Raw genomic sequence first — 16,388 nt, 5'->3', positions numbered from 1 at the left:
GCTCAGCCCTTGCCGAAAAGCTTCTGAATCTCGGCGAGGTCTGCCTCAGTAGGTGCCTTCTGACCGCCGAGCCCGAACCCTGACCCGGTCGGTGCTTCAGTCGGAAGTCCGGCATTCTCGGCAGCGCGCTTCGCAGGGTTGCCCGAGCGCGAAACTCCCTTGGCCTTGCCCTTCTTGCCGCGCTTAGACGACGCGCCAGGACGACCCATGCCTGGCATCGCGCCCATTCCGGGGATGTTCGGAGTGCCGCCACGGGCAACCGTCTTCATCATCTTGGCGGCCTGATCAAAGCGCTGCACGAGCTGGTTGACGTCGGTGACGGTCATGCCAGAGCCCTTGGCGATGCGCAGGCGACGCGAGCCGTTGAGCACCTTGGGATTCTGCCGCTCGCCCGGCGTCATCGAGCGGATGATCGCCTCGGTGCGATCGATCTCCTTCTCGTCGAAGTCGTCCAACTGCTGCTTCATCTGGCCCATACCCGGGAGCATCCCGAGCATCTTCTTCATCGAGCCCATCTTCTTCATCTGCTGAAGCTGGCCGAGGAAGTCCTCAAGCGTGAACTGATCGGTCGCGAACTTCTCGGCGACCTTCTGCGCCTCTTCTTCGTCGAAGGCCTGCTGGGCCTGCTCGATGAGGGTGAGGATGTCGCCGAGGTCGAGGATACGGCTCGCCATGCGGTCGGGGTGGAACGGCTCGAGGTCGTCGAGCCCCTCACCTGTCGAGGCGAAGATGATCGGGCGTCCGGTGACAGATGCCACAGACAGCGCCGCACCACCGCGGGCGTCACCGTCGAGCTTCGAGAGGACGACACCTGTGAAGTCGACTCCCTCCTGGAACGCCTTGGCCGTGTTCACGGCATCCTGACCGATCATCGCGTCGATGACGAACAGGACCTCGTCCGGCTGGACCGCCTTGCGGATGTCTGATGCCTGCTTCATGAGCTCGGCATCCACGCCGAGGCGTCCTGCGGTGTCGATGATGACGACGTCGTGCTGCTGGCGGCGGGCGTGCTCGACACCGTCGCGCGACACCTTGACGGGGTCTCCGACGCCGTTGCCGGGCTCTGGCGCGTAAATGGTGGCACCAGCCTGCTCTGCAACGACCTGCAGCTGGTTCACGGCGTTCGGACGCTGGAGGTCGGCTGCGACGAGAAGAGGCGTGTGACCGTCCTTCTCGAGCTGCTTCGCGAGCTTTCCGGCGAAAGTCGTCTTACCCGAGCCCTGAAGGCCGGCGAGCATGATGACCGTCGGCGGAGTCTTGGCGAACTCCAGGCGGCGCTGTTCGCCACCGAGGATGCCGACGAGCTCTTCGTTGACGATCTGCACGACCTGCTGCGCCGGGTTCAGTGCCTTGTTGACCTCATCGCCGAGTGCGCGCTCGCGCACCTTCGCGGTGAAGTCCTTGACCACCGCGAGGGCGACGTCGGCGTCGAGCAGTGCGCGACGGATCTCGCGAACTGTGCCGTCGACATCAGCCGCGGTCAGTTTTCCCTTCGTGCGAAGGTTGCGGAAGGTTTCGGTCAGCCGATCGGAGAGCGTGCCAAAGGTAGCCATGGTGCTTCTGATTCTACGCGAGCGGCGCCGAAGCGCTGATCCTTTCGATCAGTCTGACCACGGCAGGTCGTAGATGCCGCGCATCGCCTCCTGCAGGAGCCCCTCGGGTGTGCCGTGACCGGCGCCTCGTTCGGCCCACACGCGCAGTGAGGACAGCACGGCAGCCGCATGTGCGGCACCGAGGATCTCTGCTTTCACCGATGAGATGCCCACGGCCATTGCCGCAGAAGCGATGGCAGCCGCCAGTCGCGCCTGGCGCACGCCGGCTTCGCGCATCAGCTCGTCGTCGAGGCCCATCGCCGTGGCATTGCGCAGCGCGAGCGCGAGCGGGTCAGGGGCGAAATCGTGCACCACGCGCAACAGGACGCCTCGGACGGCAGCGCCATCGGCATCCGCCCCGAGCGTCGCGAGCACGGCAAGTGCTTCAGCGATCCGCGCATCCAGGCCCGACCACAGCACATCGCCCTTCGACGAGAAGTAGTTGAAGAAGCTCGAGCGGCTCACGCCGGCGCGCTGCGTGATGTCCGCGACCGAGGTCGCGTCGTACCCCTGCTCCAAGAAGAGTTCGCACGCGGCCTCGGCGAGCGTTTCGCGCGACGATGCGCGAGGGCGTCCGGCTCGAGGCTCCGTTTTCATGCTTTCACCGTACCGCGCGCGCCTATTCCTGAGCCCAGGGGTATTGTTAGACCGCATCCAACAACCCGGAAGGCGATCATGCTCGAGATTCTGAACGCGGGACTCGCTCCACGTTTCGTTCCCTACCTCGATGGGTGGGACCTGCAGCGGAGCATCCATCACGATGTGGTCGAGGGCACGCGTCCCGACACGCTGATCCTCCTCGAGCACGAGGCCGTATACACGGCAGGAAAGCGCACGGAAGAACACGAACGCCCGCAGGATGGCACCCCCGTCATCGATGTTGACCGCGGCGGCAAGATCACCTGGCACGGGCCGGGTCAGCTCGTCGGATACCCGATCGTGCGTCTTCCTGCACCGATGGATGTTGTCGCCCACGTCCGCCATCTCGAGCGCGTGCTGATCGATGTGCTGCGTCCACTCGGCGTCGACGGTTACCAGGTCGAAGGGCGCAGCGGCGTCTGGGTACGTCGTCCGCTCAGTGAGGACAAGGTCGCCGCGATCGGCGTACGCGTCCAGCGCGGAGTGACGATGCACGGGTTCGCGATCAACTGCGACAACACGCTGTCCGGTTTCGGGGGGATCATTCCCTGCGGAATCGCGGACGCCGGCGTCACCACCATGAGCGAGGTCGCAGGTCGCGAGGTCTCCCCCGCTGACATCGTCGATGCTGTCTCCTCGGCATTCGTCACCGCGTATGCGGATGCGGAGCTGGAAGGAGTCTCGGCATGAGTGCTGCTGTTCCCGAAGGCCGAAAGCTCCTGCGTCTCGAGGTCCGAAACGCTGAGACTCCGATCGAGCGCAAACCCGAATGGATCAAGACCAAGGCGAAGATGGGGCCCGAATATCAGGCCCTGCACTCGCTCGTGAAGGACGAGGGGCTGCACACGGTCTGCCAGGAAGCCGGGTGCCCGAACATCTTCGAATGCTGGGAGGACCGCGAGGCGACCTTCCTGATCGGCGGCTCGCAGTGCACCAGGCGCTGCGACTTCTGCCAGATCGATACGGGCAAGCCCGCAGCTTATGACACCGATGAGCCCAGGCGCGTGGCAGAGAGCGTCACGCGGATGGATCTGCGCTACGCGACGGTGACCAGTGTTGCCCGTGATGATCTGCCCGACACCGGCGCGTGGCTGAATGCGGAGACCGTGCGTCAGATCCACGCACAGAACCCCCACACCGGCGTCGAGCTGCTCGCAAACGACCACAGCGGCAACCCCGACTACCTCGGCCAGATCTTCGATGCTCGCCCCGAGGTGTTCGCTCACAATGTCGAGACGGTGCCGCGCATCTTCCGCCGCATCCGTCCCGCCTTCACCTACGAGCGCTCACTCGACGTGATCACGCAGGGGCACAACGCCGGACTCATCACGAAGTCCAATCTGATTCTCGGCATGGGCGAGTCGCCGGAGGAAGTCGTCGATGCGCTGCAGGACCTCCGCGACGCCGGATGCGACATCATCACGATCACGCAGTACCTGCGCCCGACGCCGAGGCATCTGCCAGTGGCTCGGTGGGTGAAGCCTGCGGAGTTCGTCGAGTTCAAGGAGGAGGCGGAGCGCATCGGATTCCTCGGTGTGCTCGCGGGTCCTTTGGTGCGCTCGTCGTACCGTGCGGGGCGTCTGTGGGCGCAGTCGATGATCTCGAAGGGGCGCGAGATTCCGCCGCACCTCGCGCACATCGCAGCCAGCGCCGATCTCGGCTTCGCCCAAGCGGTGTGAGCCTCAGCGAGACTGCAACACCACGCCGAAACCGCGCTGACTCGCGCGCGTCTTGGCGTGGTGTTGCAGTCTTATGTGGTTCAGTCGGCGCTCATCACCGACTGAACCATGCCGTCGGACGAGAGATTGACGAGGAGCACTTCGTCGGCGTCGTCGGCGTCGAGGGCGTACTCGAGTACGGCGAAGGGCTCGGTGCCGCCGTGCTCATCCGCGAGAATCGTCATGCTCATGAGCCGCAGAGACCGGATGATGTCGACGGCGTCGTCACCACTCACGTCGACCAGCAGTTCCGGGAGCTCTTCGCCATAGCTCTCCTGCTGTTGCAGGATGTACTCGGTCACTTCGCTCGTGCGGTCATCCACTTCAGCGAGCATCCCTCGCCGAGCCGTCGCATCCACGTCTTCAAGCCCCGAGATGAGGGCGGCTGCGATATCGAGAGCATCCGTGGAGATGTCGTCCTGGTCAGGGGCGGTGAGGTCGACCGTCACCGTCTGGTCGCCGAGATCCACCGTCTCGGACCAGAAGATCGATCCGTCCGGTCCTGAGGACAGGAGTCCGAAGTAGTCGTGTTCGATCGCCATAACGCTATGAAACCAGTCCGATCACTGACCGACAAGGGATGCCGCGAAGACGTGCGGCGTGAAGCCGGTGAGATCGTCGATTCCCTCACCTTGTCCGAGAAGTTTGACGGGGATGCCGGTGCGCTCCTGGACGGCGAGAACGAATCCGCCCTTGGCTGAACCGTCGAGCTTGGTGAGCACGAGTCCGGTGACCCCGGCATGCTCAAGGAAGGCTTCAGCCTGCATGACGCCGTTTTGCCCGGTCGTGGCATCGAGCACGAGCAGCACTTCACTGATGGGCGCCTGCTTTTCTATGACGCGACGAATCTTGGTCAGCTCGTCCATGAGCCCGCCCTTGGTGTGCAGGCGGCCAGCGGTGTCGATGATCGCGATCTCGATGCCCTCGCGCTGCGCGAACTCGATCGTTTGATACGCGACGGAGGCCGGATCCTGGCCTTCTTGCTGCGGACGGACGATCGCTGCTCCCCCACGCTGAGCCCAGGTCGCGAGCTGATCGACGGCGGCCGCACGGAAGGTATCTGCTGCTCCGACGACGACGCTGCGCTGGTATCCGCGCAGGAACTTCGTGAACTTGCCGATCGTCGTCGTCTTGCCCACACCGTTCACGCCGACGACGAGCACAACGGCCGGCCGCTCAGTGAGCTTCAGAGTCGTGTCGAACTTCGCGAAATGCTCTTCGAGCGTTTCGCGCAGCATCCGCTGCAGATCTTTCGGGTCGGTCGTACGGTAGCGATCGACCTTCTCGCGCAGTTCATCGACGATTCGCTCGGAGATGTCGGGACCGAAGTCGGCAGTGATCAGCGCCGTCTCGAGGTCTTCCCACGTCGTCTCATCAATCGTGGGCTTGACGAACATGCCGCGCAGTGCGCGACCGAGGGTCCAGGACTTCTCCGCCATGACTCCAGCCTACGGTGCGGGCAGCTCAGCCACGCAATGCCGGAGCTGCGGAGCCGACGAGATCGTGCAGTGAGGAATCGGGCAGATACGCCCGAGTCAGTGCGATCCCCACGCGCGGGAGGTCGCCCTCATCCCGGTACAACAGGTGCATCGGCTCGGCGCGAGGATTGAACTTCTGCTTGAACTTGTGAAGCGAGCGGAAGCCGTACAGCGGTTCGACCAGCTCCGCAACGCGATCAAGCACGGCGTAGATCGCGTTCGTTTCGGTGTCCTCGGTGCGCACCAATGGAGCACCCGAGAGCGAGATGAAGGAATGCCCCTGTTCTGAGAAGTGCTGTGCCGCAGCGCCGATCAGGAACTCCATCACCGGACCGAATCCGCCATCTCTGCGGCGCATGAGATCCAGTGTCCACCCCTCGACAACACCGCCAGGGCCGTAGACCGGAAGCCACGAGGTGACGCCGTGCAGGCTCCCTTCCGCATCCACCGCAATCCCGACGGCCACCTCAGGATCCATCGCGTCATCTACCGTGCCGAGCGTGAAACGCATCTCGGGCAGCCCTTTGTCGCCGGTCCACTGCTCGGAGATCGCGCGGACCTGCGCCCTGACGCTCCACGGCTCGTCTGCCAGCCGCACCATCTTGAACTTGATGTTCTCGCGCGCAGCGCGATTGATAGCGGTCCGCACAGCACCCCAGGCCTTGCCCTTGAACTCCAGCCCTGGAAGGTCGACGAGAGTGTCTTCGGCCACGATGATGGAGCGCCACCCTTGAGGCATCGCCAGACGCACCTTCTCACTCGAAGAGAACGCACACGGGATATAGCCCATCTGCTGCGCCGCTGACGCATAGGCCTCCAGAGCGTCCCGTTCGTTACCATCGGGCACGATCGGATCGCCCAGCAGGATCGCGACCCCGGAGTGAGTCTGGTAGGCGATCACTCCGTCTGCCGCCGCCATGTGACTGTTCGCGCGCCAGGTCGCCATCCACGACAGCGTTCCTCCGCCCGTCTCGTGAAGCGTCTCGCGCACGGCCTCAGGGGTGACAGGCGTAGTCGAGAGGCGCCGACGCGAGCGGCGAAACGGAACACGGAACGCTCCTCGTGCGACGAACATCACGATGAGCATCGCGACCCACAGCAACGTGGGCGCAATCTGCAGCCCCACGACTTCCCACGCGGAACTGATCCGACCGCCACTCAGCAGCACCGGGATCAGGGCGAGCGAGATCACTGCGGTGACGATGTTGAAGATTCCGAGGATGACCGTTGCCAGCCACGCGATCCGGTATCCGATTCGCACTCCGTTCGCGATCATTGCGATCACCACGACGTCCAGAGCCACGTCGAAGAACGAATAAACCGGTGCGTTCTCTCCCAGCGGGCCATCGAAAGGAACCGCGAGATCGATGATCTGGATCGCGCCGATGGCGATCAGACCAGCAAAGGCGAGGAGGCGCCATTCGCGCTCGGTCGGTCGCCCCTCAGGGTGACGGAACGCGGGAAGCATGCCACTGACCACAAGAGCCGCAGTCATGGCAACGGCGTGCTCGAGGTCATAGAGCTGCCCGAGGTACAGCACCGAGATCGTCACCCACAGCACGATCGCAATTCGTGCGCGCAACCGCCAGGGCGACGGCAGAGTGGCGATCGCGAACACCAGCGCGGTCATGGCGCCGCACGAAGGGCCGACGTCCAGCGCCTGCGACAGTCGATCTGACCAACGCCAATCGACGGGCGTGAGCAGCGCGAGAATCCCCGCGGCTCCCAGCACGCCGACGAGATGACCGACGATGACGAGACCGATGGTGCGCAACGAACCGAACTGCCATTCCGCCCAGCCGATCCCACCGAGGATCAGTGGAAGAAGCGTCAGGTAAGCGAGCGGCGGGTCCGCGAAGAACGGCGAAGTGAACAGCGTCCACCAGCGCCCCTCGGCGAACGAGGGCAAGCCGGTGGCGACCATCTCGAACCATGGCTTGTCATGCGCCGCAGACCACAGCGAGCCCGTGATCACGCCGATCAGCAGAAACACGAGCGTAAAGGCAAGTGTGAAGGGCATTCGGCGCACACCCTGGAGCACGAAGGTCATGCGCCTCAGCATATTGGTGCGCAGATATCGTGCAGAAGGTCAGCTCGCCGCGCGGTCTCCGACGCGCTGCCCCACGACCGCAGAGACACCGTCCTGCCGCATCGAAACCCCATACAGGGCGTCGGCGATCTCCATCGTGCGCTTCTGATGCGTGATCACCAGAAGCTGCGAGCTCTCCCTGAGCTGTTCGAACACGGTCAACAGGCGCCCGAGGTTCGCATCGTCGAGGGCGGCCTCCACCTCATCGAGGATGTAGAAGGGGCTCGGGCGTGCCTTGAAGATCGCCACGAGCAGAGCCACCGCAGCAAGCGAGCGCTCCCCGCCGGAGAGCAACGAGAGCCGCTCGATCTTCTTGCCGACCGGGCGAACGGCGACCTCGATTCCCGTGGTGAGCATGTTCTCCGGATCGGTCAGAGAGATGCTCCCTGTACCGCCGGGGAACAGCAGCGGGAAGACCTCGGTGAACGCTTGCCGGGTGTCTTCGAACGCGCTCGCGAAGATCGTCTGCATGCGCTCATCGAGATCCGCGATGATCGTGAGCAGATCCTGGCGGGTCTGGGTCAGGTCAGCGAGTTGTTCAGTGAGGAACGCGTGCCGCTGCTCGAGCGCTGCGAACTCTTCCAGCGCCAGAGGATTCACCCGTCCGAGCTGTGTCAATTTGCGCTGGGATTCGGCGAGGCGCCGCTCCTGCATTCTCCGGTCGTACGGGATCGCCGTGGAGTCGATGCCGTCAATCGACTCAGGATCGACCTCAGCGAGCGGATCACGGGGAACCGACTGGTCCGGTCCATATTCCGCAACGAGAATATCTTCATCGAGTGCGAGTTCTGAGGACACCCGCTCCAACAGGCTCGTCAGGTGCAGCTTCTTCTCGTGGATCTGCAACTCGAGGCCGTGCACACTCTCCGTGAGGCCAGCGAGACGTTCGCGCAGGGACCCCTCCTGCACGCGCAGCGCAGTGAGCTCCTCGTTCTGCGCCGAACGCGCGCTCTCCGCTTCGGTCAGCGCCAATCGCGCTTCGGCAGTCGAGCGGTCCAGAGAATCGAGGATCCGAGGAAGCTCAGAAGCGACGCCGGAAGCCGCCTCACGCTGCGCGCGGCGGATGACCGCACGACGAGCGGCCTCGGCCGCAGCATCCCGCTCCTGCTCGCGCTGGCGCTCAAGGCTCGCGACACGCGCCTGGGCTGCGCGCACGCGTTCGCGCAGCGTCTCGATCTCGAGTCGTGCGCGCACCTCGCCTTCCCGTGCCGTTTCCAGCGCTTCGAGCAGGCCGTCTCGTGCGGATGCATCGAGCACCGGTCGCGGCTTGGTCTCTGCCGCTTCGAGCTCTTCTTGCGCCGCTGCGGTCGCAACCTCAGCATCCGTCATGGCAGTCTGCGCCTGCGATAGCCCGGATTCCAGCCGCTCGCACTCGGCGACTGCCGACTCATGGCGAACAGTGACGCGGTTCAACTGCTCGGCGTGCGTCGCGAGAGCTGCATCGTGCTCACGCAGTGCACGCAATGCATCCTTTGCGCGCTGACGCGTGGTCCCCACGCGTTCGGAAGCATCCGTCCGCGCTTCGCGCATCGAGTCGACGATCACGCGCACCTCGGTGAGGCGCTCTTGGGCGGCATCTCGCTCCGCTGTCAGCTCGAGGCGCGATCGTTCTCCGCCAGACCCCGTGCGAAGGGTCTGTGCGGTGATCACGTCTCCGCCGATCGTGACAATCGTCACCGCGGTGTCACCCAGCGCATCCAACGCTGCCCGCGCACGTCGCGCCGCATCGAGGTCGTCAGCGACCAGCACGTGGGCGAGCACACCGACGATGCCCGCGGGTGCGGTGACGACCGAGCTCGCCGGGCTGACACCCGAGAGATCAGGAAACGAGACGGATGCCGCAATCGCTTCGGCCATGACGAAATCCACCACGCCGCGCTTGTCTTCGTTGGCCGACGCCGCAAGGGCGAACGCCGCCTCGGCGTCTTCGACGAGCACGCCTTCAGCCAGCGGCCCGAGTACTGCCGCGATCGCTGCCTCGTACCCCGCGGTGACCTGCACGGCGTCTCCCACGAGCCCTCGAACACCTGGGGCGCCACTCTTGACGACTTCGGCGGCTCCTCCAGAGAGCGACAGTGCGCTGCTGAGTGCGGCAGCCTTCGCCGTCAGAGACTCTGCTTCGCGCTCGGCGGCGTGCAGTCGTTCGCGCAGTTCCTCGAGCGCTGCTTCAGCCGCTGTCGCGTCACGCTGAGCGTTCTCGTACTCTGCTGCGTGCTCGGCGGCGCTCCCCTCGGGGGCGTGCGCGTCGTCGATCTGCTCCAGCGCTTCGGCTGCCTCACGGCGTCGCTCGTTCGCCGCCTCGAGCGCGCTCGCCTGGCGCTGCACAGCACCGCGCACAGCGGCGAGAGCGGATGCCGCGGCTTCTGCCGTACCCCGCAACGCCGTCAGATGCATGTCGTGTTCGGAGACGAGAGCGCTCTGCTCGGCGATGTCGACATCGAGAGTGTCGAGCTCTGCGCGCGCATTGACCACTTCGCGGCTGGCGGCGGACGCGGCATCCTGTGCCTCGCCGAGCCCGGCGGAGATCGTCGTGATCTCGTCCCTGGCCTCGTCTATCGTCGCCTGCGTGACGGTGACAGAAGCGACGGCCGCATCGTCCTCTTCTGAACCGAGAAGTGCGAGACGCTGGTTGGCGAGAGTGTAGAGCGACCGCATGCGCTCCTGGACCTGCTCGAGCCCGAATGCGACTCCACGCGCCTCGTCGACTGCGGCGGAGTTCTGGTCGGCCTCGAGCTTTGCAATCGCGGCCCGCACGGCATCCGCCTGCTCCGTGAGCACAAGGCGCTCGGTATGACGCTCCTGCTCGGTACGGGCATGGTCGGCAAGCGACGTGCGCAGCGCCACGACATCGTCGGCGAAGATGCGCGCCTTCGCGTCTCGCACGACGGCAGCGATCGTCTGGGCCTCGCGGGCGATCTCCGCCTGGCGTCCGAGCGGCTTGAGCTGGCGCCTGATCTCACCGGCGAGGTCGCTGAGCCGCGTGAGGTTGGCCTCCATCGCATCGAGCTTCCGGAGCGTCTTGTCCTTGCGCCGTCGATGCTTGAGGATACCGGCGGCCTCTTCGATGAAGCCGCGACGGTCCTCCGGTGAGGCCTGGAGCACGGTATCCAGGCGTCCCTGCCCGACGATGACATGCATCTCGCGACCGAGACCGGAGTCGCTGAGCAGCTCCTGCACGTCGAGAAGCCGGCAGCTGGAGCCGTTGATGGCGTACTCGCTCGAGCCGTTGCGGAAGAGCGTGCGGCTGATCGTCACTTCTGCGAACTCGATCGGCAGCGCGCCATCGCTGTTATCGATCGTCAGCTGAACCTCTGCGCGACCGAGCGGGCCGCGCGTGGACGTGCCGGCGAAGATGACGTCTTCCATCTTGCCGCCGCGAAGCGTCTTCGCTCCTTGCTCGCCCATCACCCAGGCGAGCGCGTCGACGACGTTCGACTTGCCGGAGCCATTGGGTCCGACGATGCAGGTCACGCCCGGCTCGAAGACGAACGAGGTGGGCTGTGCGAACGATTTGAAGCCCTTGAGCGTCAAGCTCTTCAGATGCATGCGCGCACCGTCCGTCCAGGGAGAATCACGCCGCCACGCTACCGGAATCACGCCGTGATCCCGGCATCCCGCGCGGTGACGGGGTGGATCTGCTCACGATGCGACACGCCGATGAACAAACAAATCCTTGACGTCTGCTGTGAAGGTCCACTAACTTTGCAAGCCGGATCGCTCACGAAAGGAGGACCTCATGATTACCGCAACTGTCAAGGCATCAGCCATCGGCTTCGATGCGAAGCGTTCAGCGCATGATACGTCCTCCGCTTTCGGCGTCCGACGCAGCGCACTCTCGTAGAACCTCTGCCTGAGATCTCCTCCTCGCGAGCCTGATCTCCGCCGGTTCCCCGCCGCTCCCGCATCGGTCGCTGACTTCGACCCTCTGCATCCCGCCTCAGGTGACGTCTCCATTCCGTGAGACCTCTCGTCCGCGCTCCGGTCGTCGCCGGATCTCGCGCTCCCCTCCCCCAGAAAAGTTCGACAAGAAACGAGCACTCTCGTGAGTACTGAAGCATTGCTTCGCGACACCATCCACCCACCATGTAGCCAGGAACAGGAGACTCTTGAGATCACTGTTCCCGCAGACCGAAAACAACTGAACATCGCCGACCGTCTCTCGCTGCGCCTCGGACTCTGGCTGATGCTGCGCACGCAGCGCTCAGCCCGCAACCGTCGCACGATGATGAGTCGTGAAGAGACAGCTCGGCTACTCGACGCCCGGCGCTCAGGCGGATTCACCCGCTTCACCGAGCGCGAGAGAGTGGCCATCCTCACCTACGACATGCAACGCCACATGCTCTGAATGGGAGGTTCTGTCATGACTATCCGCCTTACCGAATCGGCCACGCTGCATCCGCTCCTGCTTCCCGCAGGGGCGGATGCAGCGCCCACCGATGAGATTCGCGCGTACGCGGACGTGCGCAACCGGTCCCTTTTCGAGACGACCGGTCGTGATGACGACGCCCTGTCTGCCGCAGCACTTCTGCCCGTGCTCTACAGCAGTCGAGCATCGCGAAAGCGCCAGTGGTTCGTGATGGATGCCGGCGAAATGGTCGGATGCATGGCCGTGGACATCCTGCAGGACGCATCTGCGGACACCGCCATCGCCGTCATCGCTCTGCTGCGCTCGCACTGGCGCCAGGGCATCGGCACCGCTGCGCTCGCGGTGCTGGAAGCCGAACTCCGCGCCGTCGGCGTGCGGACGCTTCTCAGCTGGGCCGAGCACCACGGCGACCAGACGAACTCGCTTCACGCGCCAACTGGTTTCGGGGCCGTTCCGCGGGACTCCACCGCAGAATTCCTGGCGGATCGCGGCTTCGCCCTGGAACAGGTCGAGCGCGCGAGCGAACTCGTCTGGTCAGCAGAAACGCCCACGCGATTGACTCGATCTCTCAGCGTTGCCCAGGAGCACGCGCGCGACTACCGGGTCGTCCAGTGGGTTCTGCCCACGCCTCTCGAGTTCGTCGACGGCTATGCCTGGATGAAGTCGCGCATGTCTACCGATGTGCCTGATGCAGAACTGGGGACTCCTGAAGAGGTCTGGGATGCCGAACGTGTCGCTGAGCTCGAGCAGCGGCAGGCTGCGAAGGGATTCACCATTCAGGTGACTGCGGCTGAGCACATTGCGAGCGGCGAACTGTGCGCGTTCAACGAACTCGCCATCAACCTCGGCGAGCCGGCCGGCACGACGCACCAGTACGACACTCTCGTGCTGGCTGGTCATCGCGGACATCGTCTCGGGACACTCGTGAAGACCGCGGGACTCCTCGGCTGGCGTGACCGGTACCCTCTGTCACCGCGCGTGATCACGTACAACGCGGAAGAGAATCGTCCGATGCTGAGCATCAACGAAGCAATCGGATTCGCGCCCATCTCCTACGAGGGTGCCTGGAAGAAAGAACTCGCATGAGCAACATCGTCATCACCCCGATGGTGGTGCCCGCCCACCCCAAGGCGGCAGAGGCACACGAGTTTCGCACGATGGTGCGCCTCGGGAACGAAATGGCGAGGACGGATGCCGGGATCGATGACCTCGACGAGACTGTCGAGGAAACCCTGCCATCCTGGCTCGATCAGACCGATCGACTCCGCACGGGTTTCATCGCTCGACGTGATGGGGAGATCGTCGGCGCGGCCGAGTTCTCCACGTCCACCGCCGCCGGCACGCTTGCTGCAGATCTCGCTCTGATGGCGCCGGCCGCCGAGTTCCGAGGGGGTACCGCTCAGGCGCTGCTCGATCAACTCGAACACGAGGCCGCATCCCTGGGACGATCGGTGTTGCAGACGTGGACCCTGCACCCCGCAAGTCCTGCCGAACGGACCCTCACCCCTGTAACGGGCTGGGGCTCTGTCTCTTCGACGCCGATGTCAGACCTGCTCATCGCGAGCGGCTACGTCCTCGAACAGGTCGAGCGGAACAGCGCGTTGCCATTGCAGGGGCCGCTTGACGATGTGCGTGCCCGCCTCGCAGAAGCGAGCGCCTACGCCGGGCCGGACTACCGCATCGTTTGTTGGAACCTGCCGACACCACCGCAGTTTCGCACCGGATATGCGCACCTCATCGCCAGCATGGTCACCAACATCCCTACCGGCGACATGGTCACGCAGGAAGAGCAATGGGATGAGGCCAAGCTCGTGCGCCACGACGAGCGGATCATGGCTGGCGGACAGACGCTGTCGATCGTTGCCGTTGTGCATGAGCCGTCAGGGCAGATGGTCGCGTTCAATGAACTGGCTATCGGTGAAGACCGTGCGGGTGTCACCCAGCAGTGGGGAACGCTCGTCCTGGGTGAGCATCGCGGCAAGCGGCTCGGCACGATCGTGAAGTGCGCGAACCTTCTGCGCTGGAGGGAGATCGCACCGGATTCGCCGAAGGTGACGACGTTCAACGCCGAGGAGAACAGGCCGATGCTCGGCATCAACGAAGCGATCGGGTTCGTGCCGGCATCCTACGCGGGAGGGTGGCAGAAGAAGCTCCGCTGAGATCATCCGAGCGATGTACGCGGTGGCGACTCCAGACTGACGACACGACCGGTTCTGCTCGCGAGGCTGGAAGCATGAATACTTCCGTCATCGAAGCGAAGTCCCTGACCAAGACATTCGGCGCGACGACTGCACTAGCCGGTGTGGATCTCACGGTGCAGCGCGGCGAGTCCGTCGCGATCATGGGCGCGTCCGGATCCGGCAAGACGACGCTGCTGCACGTTCTTGCGGGGATCACCGCGCCGGATGCTGGCCGAATGCTGTTCTCGCCGGCCGCCGGCCCCTCCGCGGAGGTGACCACGATGAATGAGCGTGACCGTTCGCGATTGCGCCGAGAATCCTTCGGGTTCGTCTTCCAACAGGGGCTGTTGGTTCCTGAGCTCACGGCGATCGAGAACATCGCCCTCGCTCTGATGATCAACGGGGCACCGCGTAGAACGGCCATCGAGCATGCGGCAGGGTGGATGGCGTCGCTCGGCCTCGCCGGGTTCGAGGATCGCCGAATCGGCGAGATTTCCGGTGGACAAGCACAGCGCGTCGCAATCGCGCGATCCCAGGTGACCGGTGCGGAACTCGTCTTCGCGGACGAACCCACTGGTGCTCTGGACAGTCAGACCTCGGCCGACGTGATGAACGCGCTCCTGTGGTCGACGACGGGCCAGGGCCGCACGCTGATCGTGGTGACCCATGATGCCGATGTCGCATCTCGCTGCTCGCGCACCATCCACGTGCGCGATGGGCGCATCACCGCAGCTGCCGGAGCGCATGCATGAACGTCCGTGTTCTGGCTCTGCTCCTGCGTCCCGGTCCTGGTCAAGGCGGTGTCATCGCGCTTCCGATGATCGCCTTCGCGTTGGTGACTGCCATCGTGCTGGTCGTCATGGGCGGCGCGCAGGCATTCTGGGGCTGGACTGATCCAGAAGCCAGCATCTACCATGCACTCGCGGCCATCGCCCTGGTGCTGCTGGTCGTGCCACTGGTCAGCCTCGGCGGTGCGGCGGCACGGTTGTCTGCACGACGCCGTGACGAGCGGCTGTCGACCCTGCGTCTGATGGGTGTTTCGCCTGGCGGCGTCATCACTGCCACGGTCGTGGAGTCGACGCTCATCGCTGCGGCGGGTGCACTCGCGGGGATCGTCCTCTACATCGCGTGCGTCCCGCTTCTCGGTCTCATCCCGTTCCGCGGGACACCCCTGGGGCTCACCGCCGTGCTGCTGACACCGCTCGCTATCGCAGGGATCGCCGCGAGCATGATCGCTCTGGCCGGGGTGAGCGCGGTGATCGGCCTGAGGCTGGTCGTGATCTCCCCGCTCGGCGTGCGAACGCGCGCTGCCGTGCCGCGAGTGCATTGGGTGCGTGCTGTCGGCGCGATCGCAGTCATCGCGCTCGCCTTCGCGACCATGATGTGGTTCCCCGGTACGACAGGCGTCATCGTCACGATCATCGTCGTGGCAGGGATGTTCGCCGCAGCGCTTGCGGTGTTGAACCTGGTCGGGCCGTGGGCTCTGAAGGTTCACGCCCGACGTGGGCTGCGCCGCGCGGAGCAGGCGAGTCGATTGCTCGCCATGCGCTTCATCCTCGAATCTCCCAAGGCTGCCTGGCGCCAGGTGAGCGGAGTGGCGATGGCCAGTTTCATGGCCGTCTTCGCCGGTGCGGGTGTCGCCATGGTCGACACCGCATCTGCTGCGGCTGCCGATGATGCGACCCTCGTCCTGATCGGTGACATCCGCACCGGGCTCATCATCACGCTCGTCGCCTCGTTCGTCATGGTCGCCGTCTCCGTCGGAGTCAATCAAGCATCCGCGATCATCGATCAGCGGGAACTGCACCGCAGCCTGCACTTCTTCGGAGTGCCTCTGGAGGTCGTAGATTCCGCACGCACCCGCGCTGTCATGGCGCCTCTGCTGGTGACGGCGATCTGCTCGGCATTGTGTGCGGCTGTTCTGGTGCTGCCGCTGATCGGCCTCGCGCTGATCGTGCAGCCCATCTCGATCGTGACGATTCTCGCGGTCCTCGTCGCAGGCGTGGGAATCGTGTGGCTGAGCACGCGTCTCACGCGTCCGCTGCTCGCTCGTGCCTTTGCGCCCGCGTGAGTGGGCCCACATGTCATGCCGACTCGAGTAACTTTGCCGTTCTGACCGACTGCCCATCGATAGTGTGGACATAAATGTCGATAACACGGAATCGAGGTCAGCTAGGTGGATGGTTTGGGCACATGGGACGGTTGGGTCGGCGCAATACTCTCTGGGATTGCTGTTCTCGTCGGTATCGGAGCTTGTCAAGTTGTGTGTGTAAGCGGGCGATGTCTCGGGGGTTAGAGGTAGCGCTCGATGCGCTCGGGATAGACG

At 64.7% G+C, this 16,388-nt stretch carries 13 protein-coding genes; 7 read left to right on the top strand and 6 right to left on the bottom strand.

Annotated elements, in window-relative coordinates; genetic code table 11:
- Window positions 1-2 precede the first annotated feature (2 nt).
- Window positions 3-1,553, bottom strand: coding sequence for a signal recognition particle protein (gene ffh / locus ACN0RC_RS11235; RefSeq protein WP_417511741.1), 1,551 nt, complete (start codon window positions 1,551-1,553; stop codon window positions 3-5).
- Between the two features lie 48 nt (window positions 1,554-1,601).
- Window positions 1,602-2,189, bottom strand: a complete 588-nt coding sequence (locus tag ACN0RC_RS11230) for a TetR/AcrR family transcriptional regulator (protein ID WP_417511739.1) — start codon at window positions 2,187-2,189, stop codon at window positions 1,602-1,604.
- Between the two features lie 78 nt (window positions 2,190-2,267).
- Between ACN0RC_RS11230 and lipB the strand changes: the two genes are divergently transcribed.
- Entirely contained in the window at window positions 2,268-2,921 is a 654-nt protein-coding gene (gene lipB / locus ACN0RC_RS11225) for a lipoyl(octanoyl) transferase LipB (RefSeq protein WP_417511737.1), read from the top strand.
- Window positions 2,918-3,910 (top strand): lipoyl synthase, encoded by a 993-nt coding sequence (gene lipA, locus ACN0RC_RS11220; protein ID WP_417511735.1) that lies wholly within the window; start codon window positions 2,918-2,920, stop codon window positions 3,908-3,910. Before lipB ends, lipA begins: the two co-directional genes overlap by 4 nt.
- Window positions 3,911-3,990: 80 nt before the next feature.
- Here lipA and ACN0RC_RS11215 read toward each other — a convergent pair whose 3' ends face one another.
- The 4 genes from ACN0RC_RS11215 to smc are packed head-to-tail and all read right to left on the bottom strand — an operon-like array spanning window position 3,991 to window position 11,062.
- On the bottom strand, window positions 3,991-4,491 hold the full coding sequence (locus ACN0RC_RS11215) for a DUF2004 domain-containing protein (RefSeq protein WP_417511733.1): 501 nt from the start codon (window positions 4,489-4,491) through the stop codon (window positions 3,991-3,993).
- Window positions 4,492-4,512: 21 nt separating this feature from the next.
- Window positions 4,513-5,388, bottom strand: a complete 876-nt coding sequence (gene ftsY, locus ACN0RC_RS11210; RefSeq protein ID WP_417511731.1) for a signal recognition particle-docking protein FtsY — start codon at window positions 5,386-5,388, stop codon at window positions 4,513-4,515.
- Window positions 5,389-5,413: 25 nt separating this feature from the next.
- On the bottom strand, window positions 5,414-7,477 hold the full coding sequence (locus ACN0RC_RS11205) for a bifunctional lysylphosphatidylglycerol flippase/synthetase MprF (RefSeq protein WP_417511729.1): 2,064 nt from the start codon (window positions 7,475-7,477) through the stop codon (window positions 5,414-5,416).
- 39 nt (window positions 7,478-7,516) lie between these two features.
- Window positions 7,517-11,062: a chromosome segregation protein SMC gene (gene smc / locus ACN0RC_RS11200; protein WP_417511727.1), complete on the bottom strand. Its 3,546-nt coding sequence runs from the start codon at window positions 11,060-11,062 to the stop codon at window positions 7,517-7,519.
- Between the two features lie 496 nt (window positions 11,063-11,558).
- Here smc and ACN0RC_RS11195 point away from each other — a divergent pair, with 496 nt between their 5' ends.
- From ACN0RC_RS11195 to ACN0RC_RS11175, 5 genes are all read left to right on the top strand, one after another.
- Window positions 11,559-11,861, top strand: coding sequence for a hypothetical protein (locus tag ACN0RC_RS11195; protein ID WP_417511725.1), 303 nt, complete (start codon window positions 11,559-11,561; stop codon window positions 11,859-11,861).
- Window positions 11,862-11,876: 15 nt separating this feature from the next.
- Window positions 11,877-12,968: a GNAT family N-acetyltransferase gene (locus ACN0RC_RS11190; protein WP_417511723.1), complete on the top strand. Its 1,092-nt coding sequence runs from the start codon at window positions 11,877-11,879 to the stop codon at window positions 12,966-12,968.
- Window positions 12,965-14,041 (top strand): GNAT family N-acetyltransferase, encoded by a 1,077-nt coding sequence (locus tag ACN0RC_RS11185; RefSeq protein WP_417511721.1) that lies wholly within the window; start codon window positions 12,965-12,967, stop codon window positions 14,039-14,041. Before ACN0RC_RS11190 ends, ACN0RC_RS11185 begins: the two co-directional genes overlap by 4 nt.
- A gap of 74 nt (window positions 14,042-14,115) precedes the next feature.
- Window positions 14,116-14,814, top strand: coding sequence for an ABC transporter ATP-binding protein (locus ACN0RC_RS11180; protein WP_417511719.1), 699 nt, complete (start codon window positions 14,116-14,118; stop codon window positions 14,812-14,814).
- Window positions 14,811-16,133 (top strand): permease, encoded by a 1,323-nt coding sequence (locus ACN0RC_RS11175; protein WP_417511717.1) that lies wholly within the window; start codon window positions 14,811-14,813, stop codon window positions 16,131-16,133. The genes ACN0RC_RS11180 and ACN0RC_RS11175 overlap by 4 nt, the downstream gene beginning before the upstream one ends.
- Window positions 16,134-16,388 lie beyond the last annotated feature (255 nt).

Origin of the sequence: Microbacterium sp., assembly GCF_048259935.1 — a bacterium.
In the GTDB taxonomy this organism is placed as follows: Bacteria; Actinomycetota; Actinomycetes; order Actinomycetales; family Microbacteriaceae; genus Microbacterium.
The sequence above is the reverse complement of the archived record's forward strand: the minus strand, read 5'-3'. Positions and strand labels throughout refer to the sequence as shown.

What these genes read in the sequence shown, in the direction of transcription:
- ffh (WP_417511741.1), bottom strand. Translation starts at nt 1,553, where the DNA reads ATGGCTACCTTTGGCACGCTCTCCGATCGGCTGACCGAAACCTTCCGC.
- ACN0RC_RS11230 (WP_417511739.1), bottom strand. Translation starts at nt 2,189, where the DNA reads ATGAAAACGGAGCCTCGAGCCGGACGCCCTCGCGCATCGTCGCGCGAA.
- lipB (WP_417511737.1), top strand. Translation starts at nt 2,268, where the DNA reads ATGCTCGAGATTCTGAACGCGGGACTCGCTCCACGTTTCGTTCCCTAC.
- lipA (WP_417511735.1), top strand. Translation starts at nt 2,918, where the DNA reads ATGAGTGCTGCTGTTCCCGAAGGCCGAAAGCTCCTGCGTCTCGAGGTC.
- ACN0RC_RS11215 (WP_417511733.1), bottom strand. Translation starts at nt 4,491, where the DNA reads ATGGCGATCGAACACGACTACTTCGGACTCCTGTCCTCAGGACCGGAC.
- ftsY (WP_417511731.1), bottom strand. Translation starts at nt 5,388, where the DNA reads ATGGCGGAGAAGTCCTGGACCCTCGGTCGCGCACTGCGCGGCATGTTC.
- ACN0RC_RS11205 (WP_417511729.1), bottom strand. Translation starts at nt 7,477, where the DNA reads ATGACCTTCGTGCTCCAGGGTGTGCGCCGAATGCCCTTCACACTTGCC.
- smc (WP_417511727.1), bottom strand. Translation starts at nt 11,062, where the DNA reads ATGCATCTGAAGAGCTTGACGCTCAAGGGCTTCAAATCGTTCGCACAG.
- ACN0RC_RS11190 (WP_417511723.1), top strand. Translation starts at nt 11,877, where the DNA reads ATGACTATCCGCCTTACCGAATCGGCCACGCTGCATCCGCTCCTGCTT.
- ACN0RC_RS11185 (WP_417511721.1), top strand. Translation starts at nt 12,965, where the DNA reads ATGAGCAACATCGTCATCACCCCGATGGTGGTGCCCGCCCACCCCAAG.
- ACN0RC_RS11180 (WP_417511719.1), top strand. Translation starts at nt 14,116, where the DNA reads ATGAATACTTCCGTCATCGAAGCGAAGTCCCTGACCAAGACATTCGGC.
- ACN0RC_RS11175 (WP_417511717.1), top strand. Translation starts at nt 14,811, where the DNA reads ATGAACGTCCGTGTTCTGGCTCTGCTCCTGCGTCCCGGTCCTGGTCAA.